This is a genomic window from Pseudomonas zeae (assembly GCF_014268485.2).
Taxonomy (GTDB): Bacteria; Pseudomonadota; Gammaproteobacteria; order Pseudomonadales; family Pseudomonadaceae; genus Aquipseudomonas; species Aquipseudomonas neuropathica.
Genome location: NZ_CP077090.1, coordinates 3,659,875 through 3,681,524, shown reverse-complemented (window position 1 = coordinate 3,681,524; position 21,650 = coordinate 3,659,875). Strand labels below are relative to the sequence as shown.

The window sequence follows — 21,650 nt, the reverse complement described above, 5'->3', positions numbered from 1 at the left end:
GACCGTCCGGCCTGTGCACACCCTCAGAAATTGGCGCGTGCCTGGCGGTTGTAATGGCTGAGCAAGGCGTCGTAGCCACGGGTGACGGCGTAATAGTCGTCGCTCAAACGTTGCGGTTCGGCGCGGTCCTGCCAATCCCTGTGCAGGGTGTTCAGTGCTTCGAGATAGTGCTGCGCAGGCTCACGGATGTGCCGCCACAGCTCGCGCGCATCATCGTCTTTGTTACGGAAACCAGGCTCACGCGGGCCGATGAAAGGCCCACCGCGATTCCACGCCTGTTGCAGATCAGCGGTGGTTTCGGCCACGGCTTGAGGGGTCAGGGTGCGATGCTTCATCCCGTCCTCCAGCCGCTCCAATGTCTCTCGCGCCTGAATCATATACGCCAGTAGCGACCAGTGGATCTCCTTGCCTACGCGTGCCTCAAGAAGTTTGAGCTGTTCGGATCGCTGCGCGATGTCCAGTGGCAGCAGTTCTTCTCTCAAGGCAGTCGATGCGCTGAGATAGGCATTGCTGGCGGTCTGAATTTGCGCCAGAACTCGCGGTGTCTGGTTGAACGGGACGACAAAGAAGCTCGCACTTTTATCGAGTCGAGTCGGTGGCGAAATCACCGATGCCCACTTCAGTGCTTGCGCGTAGTCACGGACTTTCTGCGACAGCGCTGGCTGGTAGGCCAGCAGCTCAAGCTTTTCGTTGATATCCCGCAGGCAGGTATCCTCCTGGATGTCACGCACAGTGAACGCATCACTGTTATCGAAATCCTGAGGCTCGGAAATATACTTTCCGAACGCATCGGCGGTTGGCCGCTGATGTTGGTTTTTGTCGTAGGCGTTGCGCCAGTGCACATCGACACGGTTGACGCAGGCAATGATCGGACTCAACGCATTGGCCTGTGCGGTCACCACTGAGTCGCGCTGATCAAGCCACAGGTCGAGCTTCAGGAATGGCCGGGTCGCGCTCGACAGCCCCATCACCACCAGAACGACCACAACGCCGCTGACAAACATGAATCTCGACGTCATGGCCGTGCCTCCGCGGGATACCACTGCTCGCGGGTGGCCGGGGCGCCGCAATCGAAAGAACTCGCCGGCAACCGGCTACACAAACGCTCGGCCCAGGGTTGCAGGCCCTGATTGCGATTGACCGTGCCTTGGCTGGCGGCCACTTTGAACACGCCCAGCACCAGCACCAGAGCGACAACGCCGAGTAGCGTCAGGCCGATTTTCACCGGCAGGTTGGTCTTTTCCCAGGACGTGTGCGGCTTGACCTGACGGCGACGAATCAAACCCACGCTGGCCAGCGTGGCCGCATAAACGACGCCAGCGATGGGGCCGAAAAACCAGCAGAGTCCGGCCACCATCAATGCGCAGGGAATAAGATCGCGCAGTACGCCGAACGGCGCAGTGTCCTTGGCAAAACCCGGCCACAACCGCGCGCTGAGGCGGTCATCCAGCAGCCAATGGGTGTGCGCCAGTTCGTGCGTCAGCCAGTTGATACCCGCAGCGATCACGCCAAACACGATTGTTGAGGTCATGACGATATTGATCAGCCCGGTGACGCGCAGCCCCAGCGGGATGAAATGAGTAAATGCACCGATCAGACAGGCCAGCACCACGCCAACGTAGGTCGGCCATTCGCCGCGTTTCAGTTCCCAGTCGCGCCAGAAAAACGCGGTGCCACCCGGCAATTCTGCGCAGACCTTCGGATGATTGGCATACAGCGCCGAACTCAAATGTCGGCAATGCTCCCAATCTTTCTCACGCAGGCGCCGGGCCAATGCGCGACGCTGGCTGAACGGGCCAGTACCGAGCAACAGGCGGGCGGCGCGGTGTTCGGCGGTGGCGGGCGGCTCTTCGGCGAGTTGACGCTGTTGCGCGATAAAAATCGGAGCTTCATGGCGCGCGACCAGACGCTTCCATTCATCTTTCGGGCAACGGTTGGTCGGACCGGAATGCCAGCCCTGGCCCGCGCAGACCTGTTCGAAAATAGCGGAAGACCAGTATTCGCTGTCCAGCAGCAATCGACTGAGGAACAAGTTGAACCACAGCCGGTGCACTTCAGCGTCGAGCCAGAGGTATTGCGCGCACTGTGCGTAGGCCTGCAAAAAGGCCGCACTGTCCTCACGTTCGAGGGCATCACGCAGCGGTCTAGTCATGCGTTCCCGCTGGTGATCGAGCAAATGTTCGATGGATTCCTCGTCCAGTTCCAGCCGCTGCCAGGCACTGAACCAGTGATACGTCTGCACCGCCCAATCGACCATCGGCGCCGATGTATCCGGGTGCTCGATGCAATGCTGCAGCAGGGTCTCTTCGAGGATATGCGCGCAACCCTGCTCAACGGCGAGGGCATGGCGCTGTTGCAATTGTGCAAGGCTGGTGTCGGCCAGCGAGCGCGTCGCCTGCTGCAAGGCGTCGACTTCGACTACGGTCAGACCGGTCAAGTCCCAGGCGTCTTCATCAGCCCCTTGGTCCTCGCTGGCCTGCGCCCATTCCTTGTAATTCAGGGCTTGCTCATAGGCGTCACGCAGGCGCTGGAAGCCCTCGGCGTCTTCGTCCGGACGGGTCTGTTTGAGCAGGGCGGCGTATTGGCGTTTGATACTGCGCGTATCGGCGTCGGCCGTAAGGCCAAGGACGGTCCAGCAACTCATTGCGTGTACAACTCCATGAAAACCTGCGACGCGGTCCAGTGATGGCACTTTGATTTTGCGCACCCTACCTGTTTCGCGTGGAAAAGTCCTCAGCTGTTGCTATTGGTCGACAAACCAGCGGCAGTACGGGTTGCCGCCGTTGCCGGGCATCACCCGCCAACTGACCCTGCAAGCGGACGGCGCACTGGCGACAGGAGCTGGCGAGTGACACGAGGCTGCGATCTTTTGATCGTGTTTTTTAAATGCAAAATCAAAAGTTCGTCCGATCGCGGCTCTAGCCTTCGGCCGCTACTACATATGCGTATTTCAATTCGGGATGTTTAAACGTTGTTTGGAATTTGCGGAACGTTCCCACAAGGTTTTCAGGTTGTCCGTCGGACGTCGGGTCTCTAGCCTGTGTTCGTCGCTGCCAAATCAGCGACCGGGACTGGAAACCCCGGGGGAAAACTGAACGCAACAGCACCGTTCATGACGTATGCTTGCGCACCTTTTTTGGTGCGTACTTAGTTATGGCGGCTGTGCGTGGGGGACCTTCGGGTCGTCCGGGTTTCTCTGTCCCCCGGGTTTCCAGCCTGCGTACAGCTGCCACCCATTCGACCGGAAGCCGAATGGACCAGCTCCACCGTTCGGATAGAGAAAACACTATGAAAAAGCCAACACCCAATCCCCCAGAATCAGACGCCGACACCACATCCCCCTACGCCTCAGTCGACAGTAAAAAACTCCACGAAGCCGCCGACCGCGCCCTCGACTACTACCTCAATCCCGCCGCCCGCATCATGTCCAGCGCCAACGAGCCGGAACCCATGTACCTCGCCAATCCCAGGTACAACACCGAATCCCTGCTCGCCAACGCCAGCGAAACCCTAGGCTCGGCCAGTGAAATGCTGATGAACTTCGCCGCCTCGCTGGAAACCTCGCAGCGCAAGACTGCACTGGGTATCGCACAGGTCGTCATGTTGGGGGAACTCGCGGTGAATCAGGCATTGGATCACGTCGAGGTCAAGAACTGATCTCCCTTGAATGATCGTTCCCACGCTCTGCGTGGGAATGCAGCCCCTGACGCTCTGCGTCAAATTCTCAAGCTGGAACGCAGAGCGTCCCTTGAAAGACGGTTGGGCATAACTGTGAAAATTGCAGGAGCAAAGGCTTGATAAGAAAAATGACTACGAAAAGGCGGATTAGCCTATGGCTGGTGGCAGTTTTATCCGTCAATGCGGTTTTTTTGGCTTTTCTGATTTTTGGTGATATCGGGAAAGGGCACGACAGGAAAATGATCAAAACCAAAGAGCCGTTGCTGATTGAAGGGCCAAATGGCGACGAGAACTACTATGTCCTGCCTTTGGGTACCACGCTTTATCACGATAAAAGCTTTCCTGAAGGGCACGACCGTTATGTTGTGTATCTCAACCATAAAGGTGCAATTGCACACGAAGAAGTACCCATGAAGCCTGAGTATGGCGGCTCATTTATCGATCCGCTCTGGCTGGCCAATGTTAATGAGGAAACCTTGAAAGAAATTTTCAAACGTTTTCCGCTTTCCAAAGCAGATGTCGCCGCAGCTATCAAGGCCAATGAAATAACCAAAGATGATCTGGCCGACATCATCCGATCGATGCCCGACTGACGATTTTGCAGGTGTCGAGTGAAACGAGGCTGTGATCTTTTGACTTTGCTTTTCAAGATCAAAAAATTGCAGCCTTCGGCAGCTCCTACACGCGATACCCGGTTAGCCGTTTTTCTTGGCCTGTTCGCGGACACGCTCTTCCTGTTCTCGCGCTTCAGGAGTGAACTCAGCGCCGAAGTCTTCTGCAGAAAATATCTGGCGGATTTCAATATCAGACTCGCCCGGCATCGGGTTAGGGCAGCGCTTGACCCATTCGATGGCTTCTTCTTTTGATTTCACTTCCCAGATCCAGTAGCCCGCCACCAGTTCTTTGGTTTCGATGAACGGCCCGTCGATAACCGTGCGTTTGTCCCCGGAGAAATGCACGCGAGCGCCTTTGCTGCTCGGGTGCAGGCCATCGCAATCGATCAGGATGCCGGCCTTGACCAGTTCTTCGTTGAAGTTGCCCATCGCGGTGATCAGTTCTTCGCTGGGCATGATGCCGGCTTCCGAATCGGCGCTGGCTTTGACAAGGATCATGAAGCGCATGGCGGTTACTCCGTGGATTGTGGGGATTCGTTGTTTAGTCGAACGGGCCACGCTTGAATCGACAGGGTCTCTGGTAAAAGTGCGGAGAATTTTTCACACCGCAGATCTAATTGTAGGAGTGAGCCTGCTCGCGATGGCGTTGTGTCATACACGCAGATGTTGACTGACAGACCGCCATCGCGAGCAGGCTCACTCCTACAGGAGAATGGTTGTGGTTTTGTATACAATTTTTCGCGCAGGCACCCAACAATTTCCAAACAGGGCATAGGTCGTCGGACCATTTCGTGGTTAACTTCGGCCTCTTGCATGCTTTCCAATCAAAACATCAGAAGGACTCAAGTCATGGCTCAAGTCACCCTTAAAGGCAATCCGGTTCAAGTCAACGGCCAGTTGCCACAAGCCGGTTCCAAGGCGCCAGCCTTTTCTCTGGTTGCCGGCAATCTGTCCGACGTCACCCTGAAAGACTTTGCCGGCAAGCGCAAAATCCTCAACATCTTCCCAAGCGTCGACACCCCGACCTGCGCCACTTCCGTGCGCAAGTTCAACGCTCAGGCCAACGACATCGCCAATACCGTGGTGCTGTGCATCTCCGCTGACCTGCCGTTCGCCCAGGCACGTTTCTGCGGCGCCGAAGGTCTGGAAAACGTACAAAACCTGTCGACCTTGCGCGGCACCGAGTTCATCGAGAACTACGGCGTGGCCATCGCTGACGGCCCGCTGAAAGGCCTGACCGCTCGCGCCGTTGTGGTGCTGGACGAAAACGACAACGTCCTGCATAGCGAACTGGTCAAGGAAATCGCTGAAGAGCCTAACTACGAAGCGGCCCTGTCCGTTCTCAAGTAAGCGCTTTTACAATTGTTAACGGCCTGGCCCTGTCCAGGCCGTTTTCATTTGTGTATCAGTGTTTTGCCTCACACCTTGAAACGTAAGTTGAAGGTAAATTGCCGGTAAAGCTGCTTTGCTATTTCCCCACCAGTGCTTATCGTTCAGCCTCCCGTAAAAGAAGCCCACGCGCCCAATGGTTAATGACTCCATGCAATCGTCCCCTCGTAACTCCCGTCGCTGGCTGATCAGCCTGCTGGTCTTGTTGGTGATCGCCGTCCTGTGCTGGAAATTCTGGCCCACCGGTTCAGCCCACAAAGAGGGCGCTGACAAAGCGGCGGCCGGGCACACCGGGCGTTCGGGGATGATGCGGCCGGGCTTCGGTGGCGGCACCGGGCCGATTCCGGTGCGTGTGGCGCCGGCGGTTACTGGCGACTTCCCGCTGTATTACAAGGCGCTGGGCACGGTGACCGCGCTCAACACCATCAATGTGCGCAGCCGGGTGGGCGGCGAGCTGGTCAAGATCAATTTCGAAGAAGGGCAGATGGTCAAGGCCGGTGACCTGTTGGCCGAGATCGACCCACGCCCGTACCAGAACGCCTTGCTACAAGCCGAAGGCACTCTGCTGCAGAATCAGGCGCAACTGAAAAACGCTCAGGTCGATGTCGAGCGTTATCGCGGTTTGTACAAAGAGGACAGCATCGCCAAACAGACGCTGGACACCGCCGAAGCGCTGGTCGGTCAGTATCTGGGCACGGTCAAGACCAACCAGGCCGCAGTCAACGACGCCAAGCTCAATCTCGAATTCACCAAGATCCGCGCGCCGATTGCCGGCCGTGTCGGTCTGCGCCAGGTCGACGTCGGCAACCTCGTCACCGCCAATGACACCACGTCCCTCGCGGTGATCACCCAGACGCAACCGATCAGCGTCGCTTTCACCTTGCCGGAAAACAGCCTCGAAACCGTGCTCGCGCGTTATCGCAGCGGCGCCAAACTTCCGGCCGAGGCGTGGGATCGCGGCGACAGCAAGCTGCAAGCCAGCGGCGTTCTGCAAAGCCTCGACAACCAGATCGACGTTGCCACCGGCACCTTGAAGTTCAAGGCCCGCTACGATAACCGTGATCAGGCGCTGTTCCCCAACCAGTTCGTCAACGTTCACTTGCTCGCTGACACGCTGAAAGGCGTGGTGCTGGCACCGTCGGCGGCCATCCAGTTCGGCACCAACGGCACCTTCGTCTATGCACTGGATGGCGACAAGAAAGTCACCATTCGCCAATTGAAGATCGGCGCCAGTGATGGCGAAAACACTGTGATCACCGAAGGCCTGGCCGCCGGCGACCGCGTGGTGCTGGAAGGCACCGACCGTCTGAAGGAAGGCAGCGAAGTGGAAGTGGTCAACGACAGCAACCAAGTGCCGACCACTCCAACTGAACACCTGCAAGGCAAATCTGCCGCCACCCCGACTGACGCTGCTGTCACCGATAAGGCCAAGAAGGGCGCATGAACATTTCGCGGCTGTTCATCCTCCGACCGGTAGCCACCACCCTGAGCATGCTGGCCATTGTTCTGGCCGGCCTGATCGCTTATCGCTTGCTGCCAGTTTCTGCGCTGCCACAAGTTGATTACCCGACCATCCGCGTCATGACCTTATATCCCGGCGCCAGCCCGGATGTGATGACCAGTGCCGTAACTGCGCCACTCGAGCGCCAGTTCGGGCAGATGCCGGGCCTCACGCAAATGGCCTCGACCAGTTCCGGTGGTGCTTCGGTGCTGACCCTGCGCTTCAGCCTCGACATCAACATGGACGTCGCCGAGCAGCAGGTGCAGGCCGCGATCAACGCCGCGACCAATCTGCTGCCCACCGATTTGCCGGCGCCGCCGGTGTACAACAAGGTCAACCCGGCGGACACCCCGGTGCTGACCCTGGCGATCACCTCGAAAACCATGTTGCTGCCCAAACTCAATGACCTGGTCGATACGCGCATGGCGCAGAAAATTGCCCAGATCAGCGGCGTCGGCATGGTCAGCATTGCCGGCGGTCAGCGTCAGGCCGTGCGCATCAAGGTCAACCCGGAAGCGTTGGCGGCCAACAGCTTGAACCTGGCGGACGTGCGCACCTTGATCAGTGCTTCCAACGTCAACCAGCCGAAGGGCAACTTTGACGGCCCGACGCGGGTGTCGATGCTCGACGCCAACGACCAACTGACCTCGCCCAAGGATTACGCCAACCTGATCCTCGCCTACAAGAACGGCGCGCCGTTGCGGCTCAAGGACGTGGCGGAAATTGTCGATGGCGCCGAAAACGAACGCCTCGCTGCGTGGGCCAACCAGAATCAGGCGGTTTTGCTGAACATCCAGCGTCAGCCGGGTGCCAACGTCATTGAAGTGGTCGACCGCATCAAGGCGCTGCTGCCGAGCATCACCGACAACCTGCCGGCCGGCCTCGAAGTGACGGTACTGACCGACCGCACGCAGACCATCCGCGCCTCGGTCACTGACGTGCAACACGAATTGCTGATCGCCATTGCCCTGGTGGTGATGGTGACGTTTCTGTTCCTGCGGCGCGCCAGTGCCACGATCATTCCGTCAGTGGCCGTGCCGCTATCGCTGATCGGCACTTTCGGCGTGATGTACCTGGCCGGCTTCTCGGTTAACAACCTGACCTTGATGGCGCTGACCATTGCCACCGGTTTTGTGGTCGACGACGCCATCGTCATGCTCGAGAACATCGCGCGCTTCATCGAAGAGGGCGACAGCCCGATGCAGGCCGCGCTGAAGGGCGCCAAGCAGATCGGCTTCACCCTGATTTCCCTGACCCTGTCGCTGATCGCAGTATTGATCCCGCTGCTGTTCATGGCCGACGTGGTCGGGCGGTTGTTCCGCGAATTCGCCATCACCCTGGCCGTGGCGATCCTGATTTCGCTGGTGGTCTCGCTGACCCTGACGCCGATGATGTGCGCGCGTCTGCTCAAGCGTGAGCCGGAAGAACATGAGCAGGGCCGTTTCTACCGGGCCAGTGGCGCGGTGATTGACTGGATGATTGCCGAGTACGGGCGGATGCTGCGCTGGGTGCTCAAACATCAGCCGCTGACCTTGCTGGTGGCCATCGCTACGCTGGGGTTGACCGTATTTCTTTACATGGTCGTGCCGAAAGGCTTCTTCCCGGTGCAGGACACCGGGGTGATTCAGGGCATTTCCGAAGCGCCGCAGTCGATCTCCTTCGCCGCGATGGGCGAGCGTCAGCAGGAACTGGCGAAAATCATTCTGCAAGATCCGGCGGTGCAGAGCCTGTCGTCCTACATCGGTGTCGACGGCGATAACGCCACGCTCAACAGCGGCCGCTTGCTGATCAACCTCAAGCCCCATGGCGATCGCGATCTAAGCGCCACTGAAGTGATTGCGCGCCTGCAACCGCAACTGGACAAACTGGTCGGCATCCGCCTGTTCATGCAGCCGGTGCAGGACCTGACCATCGAAGACCGTGTCAGCCGGACCCAGTATCAGTTCAGCATGTCCTCGCCGGATTCCGAACTGCTCAGCCAGTGGAGCGGGCGACTGGTCGAAGCGCTGGCCCAACGGCCGGAATTGACCGACGTTGCCAGTGATTTGCAGGACAAGGGTTTACAGGTCTATCTGGTGATCGACCGCGATGCCGCCTCACGCCTTGGCGTTTCGGTGGCGAACATCACCGATGCGCTCTATGACGCTTTTGGCCAGCGGCAGATCTCGACCATTTACACCCAGGCCAGCCAGTACCGCGTGGTGCTGCAAGCCCAGGCCGGAGAGAAGATCGGCCCGCAGGCGCTGGACCAGATTCACGTCAAGACCACCGATGACGCGCAGGTACGCCTGTCGAGTCTGGCTCATATCGAGGAGCGTCAGGCGCAACTGGCGATCACCCATATCGGCCAGTTCCCGGCGGTAATGATGTCGTTCAACCTCGCGCCCGGTGTGGCGCTGGGGCATGCGGTCGACATCATCGAACAGGTGCAGAAAGACATCGGCATGCCCGTCGGCGTGCAGACCCAGTTCCAGGGCGCGGCCGAAGCGTTCCAGGCTTCGCTATCGAGCACCTTGCTGCTGATTCTGGCGGCGGTGGTGACCATGTACATCGTGCTCGGCGTGCTGTACGAGAGCTACATTCACCCGATCACCATTCTCTCGACCTTGCCGTCGGCGGCCGTCGGTGCCTTGCTGGCGTTGCTGCTCAGCGGCAATGATCTGGGCATGATCGCGATCATCGGCATCATCCTGCTGATCGGTATCGTCAAGAAGAACGCGATCATGATGATCGACTTCGCCCTCGATGCTGAGCGCACGCAAGGCATGGCGCCGGAACAGGCGATCTATCAGGCGGCGCTGTTGCGCTTCCGGCCGATTCTGATGACCACGCTGGCGGCGCTGTTTGGTGCGGTGCCGTTGATGCTCGCCACGGGCTCAGGTGCTGAATTGCGTCAGCCGCTGGGTCTGGTGATGGTCGGTGGTCTGCTGGTCAGCCAGGTGCTGACGCTGTTCACCACGCCAGTGATCTACCTGTATTTCGACCGCCTCGGTCGGCGCTTTGGCAAGACCAATGCTGACACTGAAGAGGCGTCGGTATGACTGTCCGAACACATAACCCTTGTAGGAGTGAGCCTGCTCGCGATGAGGCCGGCACCTGCAACATCAATGTAAACAGACACACCGCTATCGCGAGCAGGCTCACTCCTACAGGGGATTGGTGTGACGTTGGGGATCGCGGTCAATGAACCTCTCTGGCCCTTTCATCAAGCGTCCGGTCGCCACAATGCTGCTGAGCCTGGCGATCATGCTGCTCGGCGGTGTCAGCTTCGGCCTGCTGCCGGTTTCGCCACTGCCGCAAATGGATTTCCCGGTGATCGTCGTGCAGGCCAGTCTGCCCGGCGCGAGCCCGGAGGTCATGGCGTCCACCGTGGCCACACCGCTGGAGCGCTCGTTCGGCGCGATTGCCGGCGTCAACACCATGAGCAGCCGCTCCAGTCAGGGTTCGACCCGGGTCATTCTGCAATTTGACCTCGACCGCGACATCAACGGTGCTGCGCGGGAGGTGCAGGCAGCGATCAACGCTTCGCGCAATCTGCTGCCGAGCGGCATGCGCAGTATGCCGACCTACAAGAAGGTCAACCCGTCGCAGGCGCCAATCATGGTGCTGTCGCTGACCTCCGATGTGCTGGAAAAAGGCCAGCTTTACGATCTGGCCTCGACGATTCTTTCGCAGAGCCTGTCGCAAGTGCAGGGTGTCGGTGAAGTGCAGATCGGCGGCAGTTCGCTGCCGGCGGTGCGCATCGAGCTCGAACCACAGGCGCTGAACCAGTACGGGGTGGCGCTCGACGATGTGCGCAAGACCATCGCCGATGCCAACGTGCGCCGGCCGAAGGGTTCGGTCGAGGACGGCCAGCGTTTGTGGCAGATCCAGGCCAATGACCAGTTGGAGAAAGCCAAGGATTACGAGTCACTGATCATCCACTACGCCGACGGCGCCGCGCTGCGCCTCAAGGACGTGGCCAAGGTCAGTGACGGCGTCGAAGACCGCTACAACAGTGGTTTCTTCAACGATGACGCGGCGGTGCTGCTGGTGATCAACCGCCAGGCTGGCGCCAACATCATCGAGACGGTCAACGAGATCAAGGCGCAACTGCCGGCCTTGCAAGCGGTGTTGCCTGCCAGCGTAAAGCTGAATCTGGCCATGGACCGCTCGCCGGTGATCAAGGCGACGCTGCATGAAGCCGAGATGACCTTGCTGATTGCGGTGGCGCTGGTGATTCTGGTGGTATTCCTGTTCCTCGGTAACTTCCGCGCCTCGCTGATTCCGACACTGGCCGTGCCGGTGTCGCTGGTCGGCACCTTTGCGGTGATGTACCTCTACGGTTTCTCGCTGAACAACCTCTCGCTGATGGCGCTGATTCTCGCCACCGGTCTGGTGGTGGACGACGCGATTGTGGTGCTGGAGAACATCTCCCGGCACATCGACGAAGGCGTCAAACCGATGCAGGCCGCGTACCTCGGGGCCAAGGAAGTCGGTTTCACCTTGCTGTCGATGAACGTCTCGCTGGTGGCGGTGTTCCTCTCGATCCTGTTCATGGGCGGGATTGTCGAAAGCCTGTTCCGCGAGTTTTCCATCACCCTGGCGGCGGCCATCGTCGTCTCGCTGGTGGTTTCGCTGACGTTGACGCCGATGCTTTGCGCCCGTTGGCTCAAGCCGCACACGCCGGGGCAGGAAAATCGCCTGCAACGCTGGAGCCGTCGCACCAACGACTGGATGGTCGGCAAGTACGCCACCAGCCTCGATTGGGTGTTGCGTCACCGGCGCCTGACCTTGCTCAGCCTGCTGATCACCGTCGGCGTCAACGTCGCGCTGTACGTGGTGGTGCCGAAAACCTTCATGCCGCAGCAGGACACCGGGCAGTTGATCGGTTTTGTGCGCGGCGACGACGGCCTGTCGTTCAGCGTGATGCAGCCGAAAATGGAAATCTTCCGCCGCGCAGTGCTCAAGGACGAAGCAGTGGAAAGCGTCGCCGGGTTCATCGGCGGCAGCAACGGCACCAACAACGCGTTCATGATTGTGCGTCTGAAACCGATCAAGGAGCGGCAGCTGTCGGCACAGAAAGTCATCGAGCGTCTGCGTAAGGAAATGCCCAAAGTGCCCGGTGCGCAGTTGATGCTGATGGCCGACCAGGATCTGCAATTTGGCGGCGGTCGCGAGCAGACCAGTTCGCAATACAGCTACATCCTGCAAAGCGCCGACCTCGGCGAGTTGCGTAAATGGTTTCCGAAAGTGGTCGCGGCATTGCGAGCCCTGCCCGAACTGACCGCCATTGATGCCCGAGAAGGCGCCGGGGCGCAACAAGTGACGCTGATTGTCGACCGCGACCAGGCCAAACGCCTCGGTGTCGACATGAACATGGTCACGGCGGTGCTGAACAACGCCTACAGCCAGCGGCAGATCTCGACGATCTACGACAGCCTCAACCAGTATCAGGTGGTGATGGAGGTCAATCCGAAATACGCCCAGGATCCGGTGACGCTCAAGCAAGTGCAGGTGATCACCGCTGACGGTGCGCGGGTGCCGCTGTCGACGTTCGCTCATTACGAAAACAGCCTGGAAGACGACCGCGTCAGCCACGAAGGCCAGTTCGCCTCCGAAGACATTTCCTTCGACATGGCCGAAGGCGTGACGGTGGAGCAGGGCAGTGCCGCGATCGAGCGGGCGATTGCCAAGCTCGGCCTGCCGGAAGATGTCATCGCGAAAATGGCCGGCACTGCCGACGCCTTCGCCGCGACGCAGAAGAGCCAGCCGTTCATGATTCTCGGCGCGTTGCTGGCGGTGTATCTGGTGCTGGGCGTGTTGTATGAAAGCTACATCCATCCGCTGACGATTCTGTCGACCCTGCCGTCGGCCGGTGTCGGCGCGTTGCTGTCGATCTATGCGCTGGGCGGCGAGTTCAGCCTGATCTCGCTGCTCGGGCTGTTCCTGCTGATTGGCGTGGTGAAGAAAAACGCCATTCTGATGATCGACCTTGCGCTGCAACTGGAACGGCATCAGGGCCTGTCGCCGCTGGAATCGATCCGCAGCGCCTGTCTGCAACGGCTACGGCCGATTCTGATGACTACGCTGGCGGCGATTCTCGGTGCCTTGCCATTGCTGCTCGGCCGGGCCGAGGGCGCGGAAATGCGCCAGCCGCTGGGCCTCACCATCATCGGCGGGCTGATCTTCAGTCAGGTGCTGACGCTTTACACCACGCCTGTGGTTTACCTCTATCTCGACAAGCTGCGCCATCGTTTCAACAAATGGCGTGGCGTGCGTACTGACGCCGCTCTGGAAACTCCGCTATGACTGACCGTTCGCTTATCAATCTGGCCACTGTTCGGGGCTCGCGCTTGCTGAGCCTGTCACTGTGCGTGGCGATGCTCAGTGCCTGCGCCGTCGGCCCGGACTATCAACGTCCGCAAACCGCTGAAATCACCCAGTACAAGGAAGCCGCGGGCTGGACCCAGGCCAACCCGAGCGATTCGCTGGCCCGTGGCGCCTGGTGGGAGTTGTACGGCGATCAGCAACTCAACGGGTTGATAGAAAAGCTCAACAATTCCAACCAGACCGTCGCGCAGTCGGAAGCCCAGTACCGCCAGGCTCAGGCCTTGGTGCGCAGTGCTCGCGGAGCGTTCTATCCCAGCGTTGACTTGAGCTTGGGCAAGACCCGCTCCAGCCAAGGCACCGGCAGCAGCAGTTCGAGTCTGAGCAGTTCCTCCAGTGGCATTCGCGACACCTATAACGCCGAGCTGGGCGTCAGTTGGGAAGCCGATGTCTGGGGCAAATTGCGCCGTGGACTGGAAGCCGATGAGGCCAGTGCCCAGGCCAGTTTTGCCGATCTGGCGGCCATGCGCCTGAGTCAGCAATCGGAGCTGGTGCAGAACTACCTGCAACTGCGCGTGATCGATCAGCAAAAACGCCTGCTCGAAGCCACGGTTGCCGCTTACGAACGCTCGCTGAAAATGACCCAGAACCAGTACCGCGCGGGCGTTTCCGGGCGCGATGCGGTAGCACAGGCGCAGACGCAACTGAAAAGCACCCAGGCTGATCTGGTCGACCTGATCTGGCAGCGCGCGCAGTTCGAAAATGCGATTGCCGTGCTGACCGGGCAAGCGCCGGCGGATTTCAACATTGCCGAAGTGCAGACCATTCCAAAGCTGCCGCAGGTGCCGTTGAGCCTGCCCTCGCAGTTGCTTGAGCGGCGTCCGGACATCGCTTCGGCGGAGCGTTCGGTGATTGCCGCCAACGCCAATATCGGCGTGGCCAAAGCGGCGTATTACCCGGACCTGAGCCTGAGCCTGAGCGGCGGTTACAGCAGCAGTACCTCGCAGAACCTGGTCAGCCTGCCGAACCGTTTCTGGTCGGTCGGGCCGAAACTGTCGTTGCCGATTTTCGATGGCGGCATTCGTTCGGCAGAAGTCGACCGCACTGAAGCGGTCTACGACCAGACCGTGGCCAAGTACCGCCAGACTGTGCTCGACGGTTTCCGCGAAGTGGAAAACTATCTGGTGCAGTTGAAGGTGTACGAAGACGAAGCGGCGGTGCGCCAGGAAGCGCTCGATGCGGCCCGCGACTCCCTGCGCCTGACGGAAAATCAGTACAAGGCCGGGTTGATTGCCTACATCGATGTGGTGGTGGTGCAAGCCACGGCACTGAGCAACGAGCGCAGCGTGCTGAACATTCTGCAAAGCCGCTTGATTGCCAGCGTGCAACTCATCGCAGCGCTGGGCGGCGGTTGGGACGGACAACTGGATGTCAGTGACGCCCAATAGATCACGCCGTGGCCGAAATCCTGTGGGAGCGAGCCTGCTCGCGAAGGCGTCAATGCAGTGACTGATTATTTTGAATCAGAGAGCCCATTCGCGAGCAGGCTCGCTCCCACAATGATCGCGCAAGGTTCAGAAAGCCCCATTCCAGAGGCATCTCGGACGATCAAACAAACGTTTCATCGGCTTGATGGCCAATTTATTACTTTGTCAGTGCGTTCTTCTGCGTAATCAGTACAATCGCCGCATTTGCCCGACCGAGAATGGACGCAGTCCGCGTTGGGTGGCCACGAGAAATCCCATGCTCATCGGTAGTTATTCCTCCACACTGGTTTTTATTTCGTTGTGCGTGGCGATTCTCGCTTCCTACACTGCGCTCGACCTCACCGGTCGCATTGCCACGGCCAAGGGCCGTGCGGTGCATTTCTGGAACGCCGGCGGTGCGTTTGCCATGGGTATCGGCGTCTGGTCGATGCATTTCATTGGCATGCTCGCCTTCAAACTGCCGATCGACCTTGGCTACGACATCACCCTGACCGCGCTTTCACTGTTGATTGCCGTGTTGTCCTGCGGGTTCGCCTTGTGGCTGGTCAGCCAGCCAAAACTGCCGATTCTGCAACTGGCCTTCGGTGCGCTGATCATGGGCGCCGGGATCAGTGCCATGCATTACACCGGCATGGGAGCGATGCGCATGACGCCGGGGATCGACTACGACCCGACGCTGTTCGGCGCTTCATTACTGATTGCGGTCGGCGCATCGGCAGCGGCGCTGTGGATTGCCTTTCGCCTGCGTCAGCACTCGCCGTATGTGCGCCTGATTCGCGGCGGCGCAGCGGTCATCATGGGCGTCGCCATTGTCGGCATGCATTACACCGGCATGGCCGCTGCGCAATTTCCAGACGGCAGTTTCTGCGGTGCCACCGTCAACGGTTTGAAGGGCAGCGGCCTCGACAGCCTGGTGCTGATCACCACGCTGGCGGTGCTGTCTATTGCCTTGCTCACCTCGATCCTCGACGCACGACTTGAAGCGCGCACTGCCGATCTGGCGCATTCGTTGACCGTCGCCAACCGTGAACTTACACAGTTGGCGCTGCACGACACCCTGACCGGCCTGCCGAATCGCATGTTGCTCGACGACCGGATCAATCAGGCGATGAAAAAGGTCAACGAGCAGGGCGGCTGCTTTGCCTTGATGTTCATCGATCTGGACGGCTTCAAACCGGTTAATGATGCGTTCGGTCATCACATGGGTGATCAGTTGTTGCGCGAAGTTGGCGTGCGTCTGCGTGAAGACTTGCGCAGCCTCGACACGCTGGCGCGGATCGGTGGCGATGAATTCGTGTTACTGGTGCGCCTCAGCGAACCCAATGATGCGCTGGGACTGGCGGCGCGTCAGGTCGGTCTGATCGCACAATCATTCCGCGTTGCCGAGCATGACTTGCAGATCTCCGCCAGCGTCGGCATCGCCCTGTACCCGGGCAATGGCCAGACCGCGCAGGAACTGCTGATGAACGCCGACGCGGCGATGTACCACGCCAAGGGCGGCGGCAAAAACGGTTACAGCTTTTTCGATGCGTCGATGAACAACAACGCGCGCAAGCAGTTGCAGTTGTTGCAGGACCTGCGCGCGGCGCTGGAACACAGTCAGTTCAGCTTGCATTACCAACCCAAGTTCGACGCCGCCAACGGCCGTCCGGTCGGGGCTGAAGCGCTGTTGCGCTGGGAGCACCCGATTCACGGCATGCTGATGCCGGACAAGTTCATTGACCTGGCCGAGAAATCGGGGCTGATCATCCCGATCGGCGACTGGGTGCTCAACGAAGCCTGTCGCCAGATGCGCGAATGGTACGTGCTCGGTTACACCGATTGGCGTATCGCGGTGAACCTGTCGGCGTTGCAGTTCTGCCACACGGGACTGGTGCGCAGCGTGGCCAAGGCGCTGGCCACGCACCACTTGCCGGCCAACAGCCTGACTCTGGAAATCACCGAAACCACGGCCATGAGCGATGCCGATGCGAGCATGATGGTGTTGCAGGAACTGTCGGACATGGGCGTCGACCTGTCGATCGATGATTTCGGCACCGGTTATTCCAGCCTGATGTACCTCAAGCGGTTGCCGGCCAACGAGCTGAAGATTGATCGCGGTTTTGTGCGCGATCTGGAGCATGACAGCGACGATGCGGCGATTGTCTCGGCGATTGTCGCGTTGGGGCAGGCGCTGGGTTTGCGCATTGTCGCTGAAGGTGTCGAGACCGGTGTGCAGCAGGCGTTTCTGACTGAACTGGGCTGTGATTCGTTGCAGGGTTATCTGCTCGGGCATCCGATGCCGGCGGAAAAATTCATGCAGGATATTGCGCGGGGTGAGCAGTCAGCGGTGGTCTGATCGACCGCGTTATCGTTCTTCGCGAGCAAGCTCGCTCCCACATTTGGAATGCATACCCCTGTGGGAGCGACGGTGCGACGATTCGACCTGCTCGCGAAGGCGTCCGGCCCGACACAACAGACCTCATGCAAAACCCGCCAATGGCGGTTATTCTTCCCCCCGACTGTTACGTGTGCATTTGGGGGAAAGGCCAGCATGGATAAAGTCATTGTGATCACCGGTGGCGGGCGCGGGATTGGCGCCGCTACGGCGTTGTTGGCTGCCGAGCAAGGTTATCGGATCTGCATCAACTATCAGTCGGATGAGCAAGCCGCGCAAAGCGTGCTGGAGCAAGTTCGCGGATTAGGCGCCCAGGCCATCGCCGTGCGTGCCGACGTCAGCATCGAAGACGAAGTGATCGCATTGTTCCATCGGGTCGACACCGAGTTGGGCCGGGTCACCGCGCTGGTGAACAACGCCGGCACTGTCGGACACAAATCGCGGGTCGACGAAATGTCCGAATTCCGCATCCTCAAAATCATGAAAACCAACGTACTGGCGCCGATTCTCTGCGCCAAACACGCGATCCTGCGCATGTCGCCCAAGCACGGCGGGCAGGGTGGCAGCATCGTCAACGTGTCGTCGGTGGCCGCGCGTCTCGGTTCGCCCAACGAATACGTCGATTACGCCGCGTCCAAAGGCGCGCTCGACACCTTCACTATCGGTTTATCCAAGGAAGTGGCGGGCGAGGGGATTCGCGTCAACGCGGTGCGCCCGGGTTACATCTATACCGATTTCCACGCACTGAGCGGCGATCCGGATCGGGTCAGCAAGCTCGAGTCGGCGATTCCGATGGCCCGTGGCGGGCGCCCGGATGAAGTGGCGGAGGCGATTGTCTGGTTGTTGTCGGATAAGGCGTCGTATGCGACCGGGACGTTTGTTGATTTGGGGGGCGGGCGTTAATTCAGCGGTGGCCGCTCTGGCGCCATCGCGAGCAGGCTCACTCCTACAATTGGAATGCGTTCCCCTGTAGGAGCGAGCCTGCTCGCGAAGGCAATAGCCCAGACAACACAGGACTGTCAGAACGACCGCACAATCCGCCCCAATGTCTCCATGGCCTTTTCCGAATCCTCGGTCCAAGGGCTGCCATAGTTCAACCGAATACAATTCCTGAAGCGCTGCGTCGGCGAAAAGATCGGCCCCGGCGCAATGCTGATCCCCTGCGCCAGTGCCATCTGAAACAACTTCAGCGAATCCATTTGCGGTGGCAGTTCCAGCCACAAGAAGTAGCCGCCCGCCGGTTGGCTGACCCGCGTCTGCGCCGGGAAGTAGCGGGCAATCGCCGCGAGCATCGCGCTCTGCTGTTCTTCCAGTGCGTAACGCAGTTTGCGCAGGTGCCGGTCATAACCGCCGTGTTGCAGGTAGTCGGCAATCGCCGCTTGCGCTGGCATCGAAGCACACAGAGAGGTCATCAGTTTCAGTCGTTCGATTTTCTGCGCGTAACGTCCGGCGGCAACCCAGCCGATGCGGTAGCCGGGGGCGAGGCTTTTGGCGAATGAACCGCAGTGCATCACAAGACCTTCCGTGTCGAACGCCTTGGCCGGTTTCGGTGCTTGTTGGCCGTAATAGAGTTCGGCGTAAACGTCGTCTTCGATCAGCGGCACCTGATGGCGGCGCAGCAGTTCGACCAGTTCCTGTTTCTTCGCCTCGGGCATGGTTGCGCCCATCGGGTTCTGGAAACTGGTCATGCACCAGCAGGCTTTGACCGGATGGCGTTCGAGGGTTTGCGCAAGTACGCCGAGGTCAATGCCATCGCGCGGGTGCACGGGAATTTCCACGGCTTTGAGTTTCAGCCGTTCGAGCACTTGCAGGCTGGCGTAGAACGCCGGGGCTTCGATGGCCACCAGATCGCCCGGTTCGGTGACGGCTTGCAGGCACAGGTTCAGCGCTTCGAGGGCGCCGTTGGTGATCAGCAACTCTTCCATTGGCAGCATCAGGCCGCCGACCATGTAGCGCAGGGCTATCTGTCGGCGCAGTTGCGGATTGCCCGGCGACATGTCGGTGACGACCATGCGCGGGTCCATCTCGCGGGCCGCGCTGGCCAGCGAACGCGACAGGCGCTGCAACGGGAACAGGGTCGGGCTGGGGAACGCCGAACCGAACGGCACGGTACTCGGGTCCTTGATCGAATCGAGGACCGAGAACACCAGTTCGCTGACGTCGACTTCGGTGGAATCGTTGACGTGGCTGCTGATCACCGGCTCCGAGAACGGGCTCGGCGCGTGGGTATTGACGAAATAGCCGGAGCGCGGCCGGGCGCGGATCAGGCCACGGCGTTCGAGCAGGTAATAGGCCTGGAACACCGTGGACGGGCTGACCCCGTAGGTCTGGCTGGCGTAACGCACCGAGGGCACGCGCTGGCCGGGGCCAAGGACGCCGGAGCGGATCAGTTCAGCGATGTCGTCGGCGAATTTTTCGTAGCGTTTCATCGAGGAGCCTTGGTGCTGGTTGATGATGAGGTGTGTCAGGAGAACTGCCCCTCACCCTAGCCCTCTCCCAGAGGGAGAGGGGACTGATTGGGGGATGCTTGCGAACTACACCGACCTGAAAGTGCTTTGCTGAATCCATAATCGACTCAGCCTGAAAAGTGCTTTGCTGAATCCGTAATCGACTCGGCTTGATGTGCTTTGCTAAGTCCGTAATCGACTCGGCTTGATAGTGCTTTGCTGAATCCATAGTCGATTCGGTCTGTCAGGTCGATGTATAGCGACAGACACCTCGGTCGGCTCCCTCTCCCTCCGGGAGAGGGCTGGGGTGAGGGAAAAAGATTCTAACGGCTCAGCGATTCATCGGCGCAACAAACCTGCTCTTCGCCACGCTGTAAACCTCAGGCTCATCGCTGTCGGCAATCTTGAAACTCAAGGTCTGCGAACTGCTGGCCGGGCGTTCCGTGGTCATCGCCACCGACACCGGCACATCGATAATCTCACCCGGCGCCAGGCTCAGTTCAGTCTTGCCCTGCAACTGGAAGCCGTCGCCATCCACCAGACTCAGGTTGTAGTCCTGGCGCTGCTGGGTCTTGTTGATGACTTTGAGGCTATAGATGTTTTCAATCTGGCCCTGACCATTCTCGCGGAACAACCCGCGATCCTTGGTCACGTCCAGCGAGACCATCGGCCGCTCGATCAACGCCAACGCCAATGCGCCGATCATCGCCACCAGCACCACGGTGTAACCGATCAGGCGCGGGCGCAGCAGGTGGGTTTTGCCACCCTGCAGTTCGCGCTCGGAACTGTAGCGGATCAGGCCGCGCGGGTAGTTCATCTTGTCCATGATCGAGTCACAGGCGTCGATGCACGCAGCGCAGCCGATGCACTCCATCTGCAGACCATCGCGAATGTCGATGCCGGTCGGACAAACCTGCACGCATAACTGGCAGTCGATGCAGTCACCCAGGCCAGCCTCAAGCGGTTTCACGTCGCGTTTACGCGGGCCACGGTTTTCGCCACGGGCCACGTCGTAGGAAATCGCCAAGGTGTCCTTGTCGAACATCACGCTCTGGAACCGCGCATACGGGCACATGTGCATGCACACAGCCTCACGCAGCCAACCGGCGTTGATGTAGGTGGCGGCGGTGAAAAACAGCACCCAGAACAGGCTGACGCCGCCGATTTGCAGGGTCAGCAGTTCTTCGGCCAGCGGCCGGATCGGCGTGAAGTAACCGACGAAGGTCAGGCCGGTCAACACGCTGATCGCCAGCCACAGGGTGTGCTTGGCCGCGCGTCGGGCCAGTTTGTTCAGGCTCCACGGCGCGGCTTGCAGTTTGATGCGTTGGTTGCGTTCGCCTTCGGTGATCTTCTCGCACCACATGAAGATCCACGTCCACGAACTTTGCGGGCAGGTGTAACCGCACCAGACCCGACCGGCAAACACGGTAATGGCGAACAGACCGAACGCAGCGATGATCAGCAGCGCCGACAGCAGAATGAAATCCTGCGGCCAGAACGTCGCGCCAAAGATGTGGAATTTGCTTTCGGAAAGATCCCAGAGCACCGCCTGACGTCCGCCCCAGTTCAGCCACACGGTGCCGAAAAACAGCACGAACAGAAATCCCGCGCCGCTCATGCGCAAGGTGCGGAACAGGCCGGTGAAGCTGCGGGTGTGGATCTGGTTGTCGCTGGATTTGGCCGTCGCCTTCATTGGGCGTGCGGGCACACTTTTGATAGTTGGAGATGCTTCTACGGTTCGGACGGGGATTTGTTCGCTCATGGTTATTCGCTCATCAGCCTCCATCAGGCCAGAGCACTATGAGCGTCGATCTGTTTGCATAACAGACTCAGCTATTTCAATAAAAA

14 protein-coding genes are annotated in these 21,650 nt (G+C 59.7%); 9 read left to right on the top strand and 5 right to left on the bottom strand.

The window, feature by feature from the left end; genetic code table 11:
* Window positions 1-23: 23 nt before the first annotated feature.
* Window positions 24-1,019: a DUF3829 domain-containing protein gene (locus HU754_RS16040; protein WP_186624722.1), complete on the bottom strand. Its 996-nt coding sequence runs from the start codon at window positions 1,017-1,019 to the stop codon at window positions 24-26.
* A complete protein-coding gene (locus HU754_RS16035) occupies window positions 1,016-2,644 on the bottom strand; it encodes a J domain-containing protein (RefSeq protein ID WP_186624723.1) in 1,629 nt (542 codons plus the stop codon). The genes HU754_RS16040 and HU754_RS16035 overlap by 4 nt, the downstream gene beginning before the upstream one ends.
* A 644-nt stretch (window positions 2,645-3,288) precedes the next feature.
* Here HU754_RS16035 and HU754_RS16030 point away from each other — a divergent pair.
* Together HU754_RS16030 and HU754_RS16025 are read left to right on the top strand one after the other, a co-directional pair.
* Entirely contained in the window at window positions 3,289-3,657 is a 369-nt protein-coding gene (locus HU754_RS16030) for a DUF6124 family protein (protein WP_186624724.1), read from the top strand.
* Between the two features lie 149 nt (window positions 3,658-3,806).
* Window positions 3,807-4,271: a hypothetical protein gene (locus HU754_RS16025; protein WP_225919912.1), complete on the top strand. Its 465-nt coding sequence runs from the start codon at window positions 3,807-3,809 to the stop codon at window positions 4,269-4,271.
* Between the two features lie 102 nt (window positions 4,272-4,373).
* Here the strand turns inward: HU754_RS16025 and HU754_RS16020 are convergent, their stop codons facing one another.
* Window positions 4,374-4,799, bottom strand: a complete 426-nt coding sequence (locus HU754_RS16020) for a YciI family protein (protein ID WP_099759035.1) — start codon at window positions 4,797-4,799, stop codon at window positions 4,374-4,376.
* Between the two features lie 342 nt (window positions 4,800-5,141).
* On the opposite strand from HU754_RS16020, the gene tpx reads away from it, so the two are divergent.
* From tpx to HU754_RS15985, 7 genes are all read left to right on the top strand, one after another.
* A complete protein-coding gene (gene tpx, locus HU754_RS16015) occupies window positions 5,142-5,642 on the top strand; it encodes a thiol peroxidase (RefSeq protein ID WP_186624725.1) in 501 nt (166 codons plus the stop codon).
* A 175-nt stretch (window positions 5,643-5,817) separates the two neighbouring features.
* Complete coding sequence (locus HU754_RS16010; RefSeq protein ID WP_186624726.1) at window positions 5,818-7,125, top strand: MdtA/MuxA family multidrug efflux RND transporter periplasmic adaptor subunit; 1,308 nt, start codon at window positions 5,818-5,820, stop codon at window positions 7,123-7,125.
* Window positions 7,122-10,223: an MdtB/MuxB family multidrug efflux RND transporter permease subunit gene (locus HU754_RS16005; RefSeq protein WP_186624727.1), complete on the top strand. Its 3,102-nt coding sequence runs from the start codon at window positions 7,122-7,124 to the stop codon at window positions 10,221-10,223. Before HU754_RS16010 ends, HU754_RS16005 begins: the two co-directional genes overlap by 4 nt.
* Window positions 10,224-10,365: 142 nt before the next feature.
* A complete protein-coding gene (locus HU754_RS16000) occupies window positions 10,366-13,473 on the top strand; it encodes an efflux RND transporter permease subunit (RefSeq protein WP_099759038.1) in 3,108 nt (1,035 codons plus the stop codon).
* The gene (locus HU754_RS15995; protein ID WP_186624728.1) at window positions 13,470-14,939 is read left to right on the top strand and encodes an efflux transporter outer membrane subunit; all 1,470 of its coding nucleotides are present in this window, start codon (window positions 13,470-13,472) and stop codon (window positions 14,937-14,939) included. Before HU754_RS16000 ends, HU754_RS15995 begins: the two co-directional genes overlap by 4 nt.
* Window positions 14,940-15,234: 295 nt before the next feature.
* The gene (locus HU754_RS15990; RefSeq protein ID WP_186624729.1) at window positions 15,235-17,316 is read left to right on the top strand and encodes a putative bifunctional diguanylate cyclase/phosphodiesterase; all 2,082 of its coding nucleotides are present in this window, start codon (window positions 15,235-15,237) and stop codon (window positions 17,314-17,316) included.
* A 195-nt stretch (window positions 17,317-17,511) separates the two neighbouring features.
* Window positions 17,512-18,258, top strand: a complete 747-nt coding sequence (locus HU754_RS15985; protein WP_093432969.1) for an SDR family oxidoreductase — start codon at window positions 17,512-17,514, stop codon at window positions 18,256-18,258.
* Window positions 18,259-18,374: 116 nt separating this feature from the next.
* Here HU754_RS15985 and mapR read toward each other — a convergent pair whose 3' ends face one another.
* Window positions 18,375-19,784, bottom strand: a complete 1,410-nt coding sequence (gene mapR, locus HU754_RS15980; protein ID WP_093432967.1) for a GntR family transcriptional regulator MpaR — start codon at window positions 19,782-19,784, stop codon at window positions 18,375-18,377.
* 349 nt (window positions 19,785-20,133) lie between these two features.
* On the bottom strand, window positions 20,134-21,564 hold the full coding sequence (gene ccoG, locus HU754_RS15975; RefSeq protein ID WP_186624730.1) for a cytochrome c oxidase accessory protein CcoG: 1,431 nt from the start codon (window positions 21,562-21,564) through the stop codon (window positions 20,134-20,136).
* Between the last annotated feature and the right edge of the window lie 86 nt (window positions 21,565-21,650).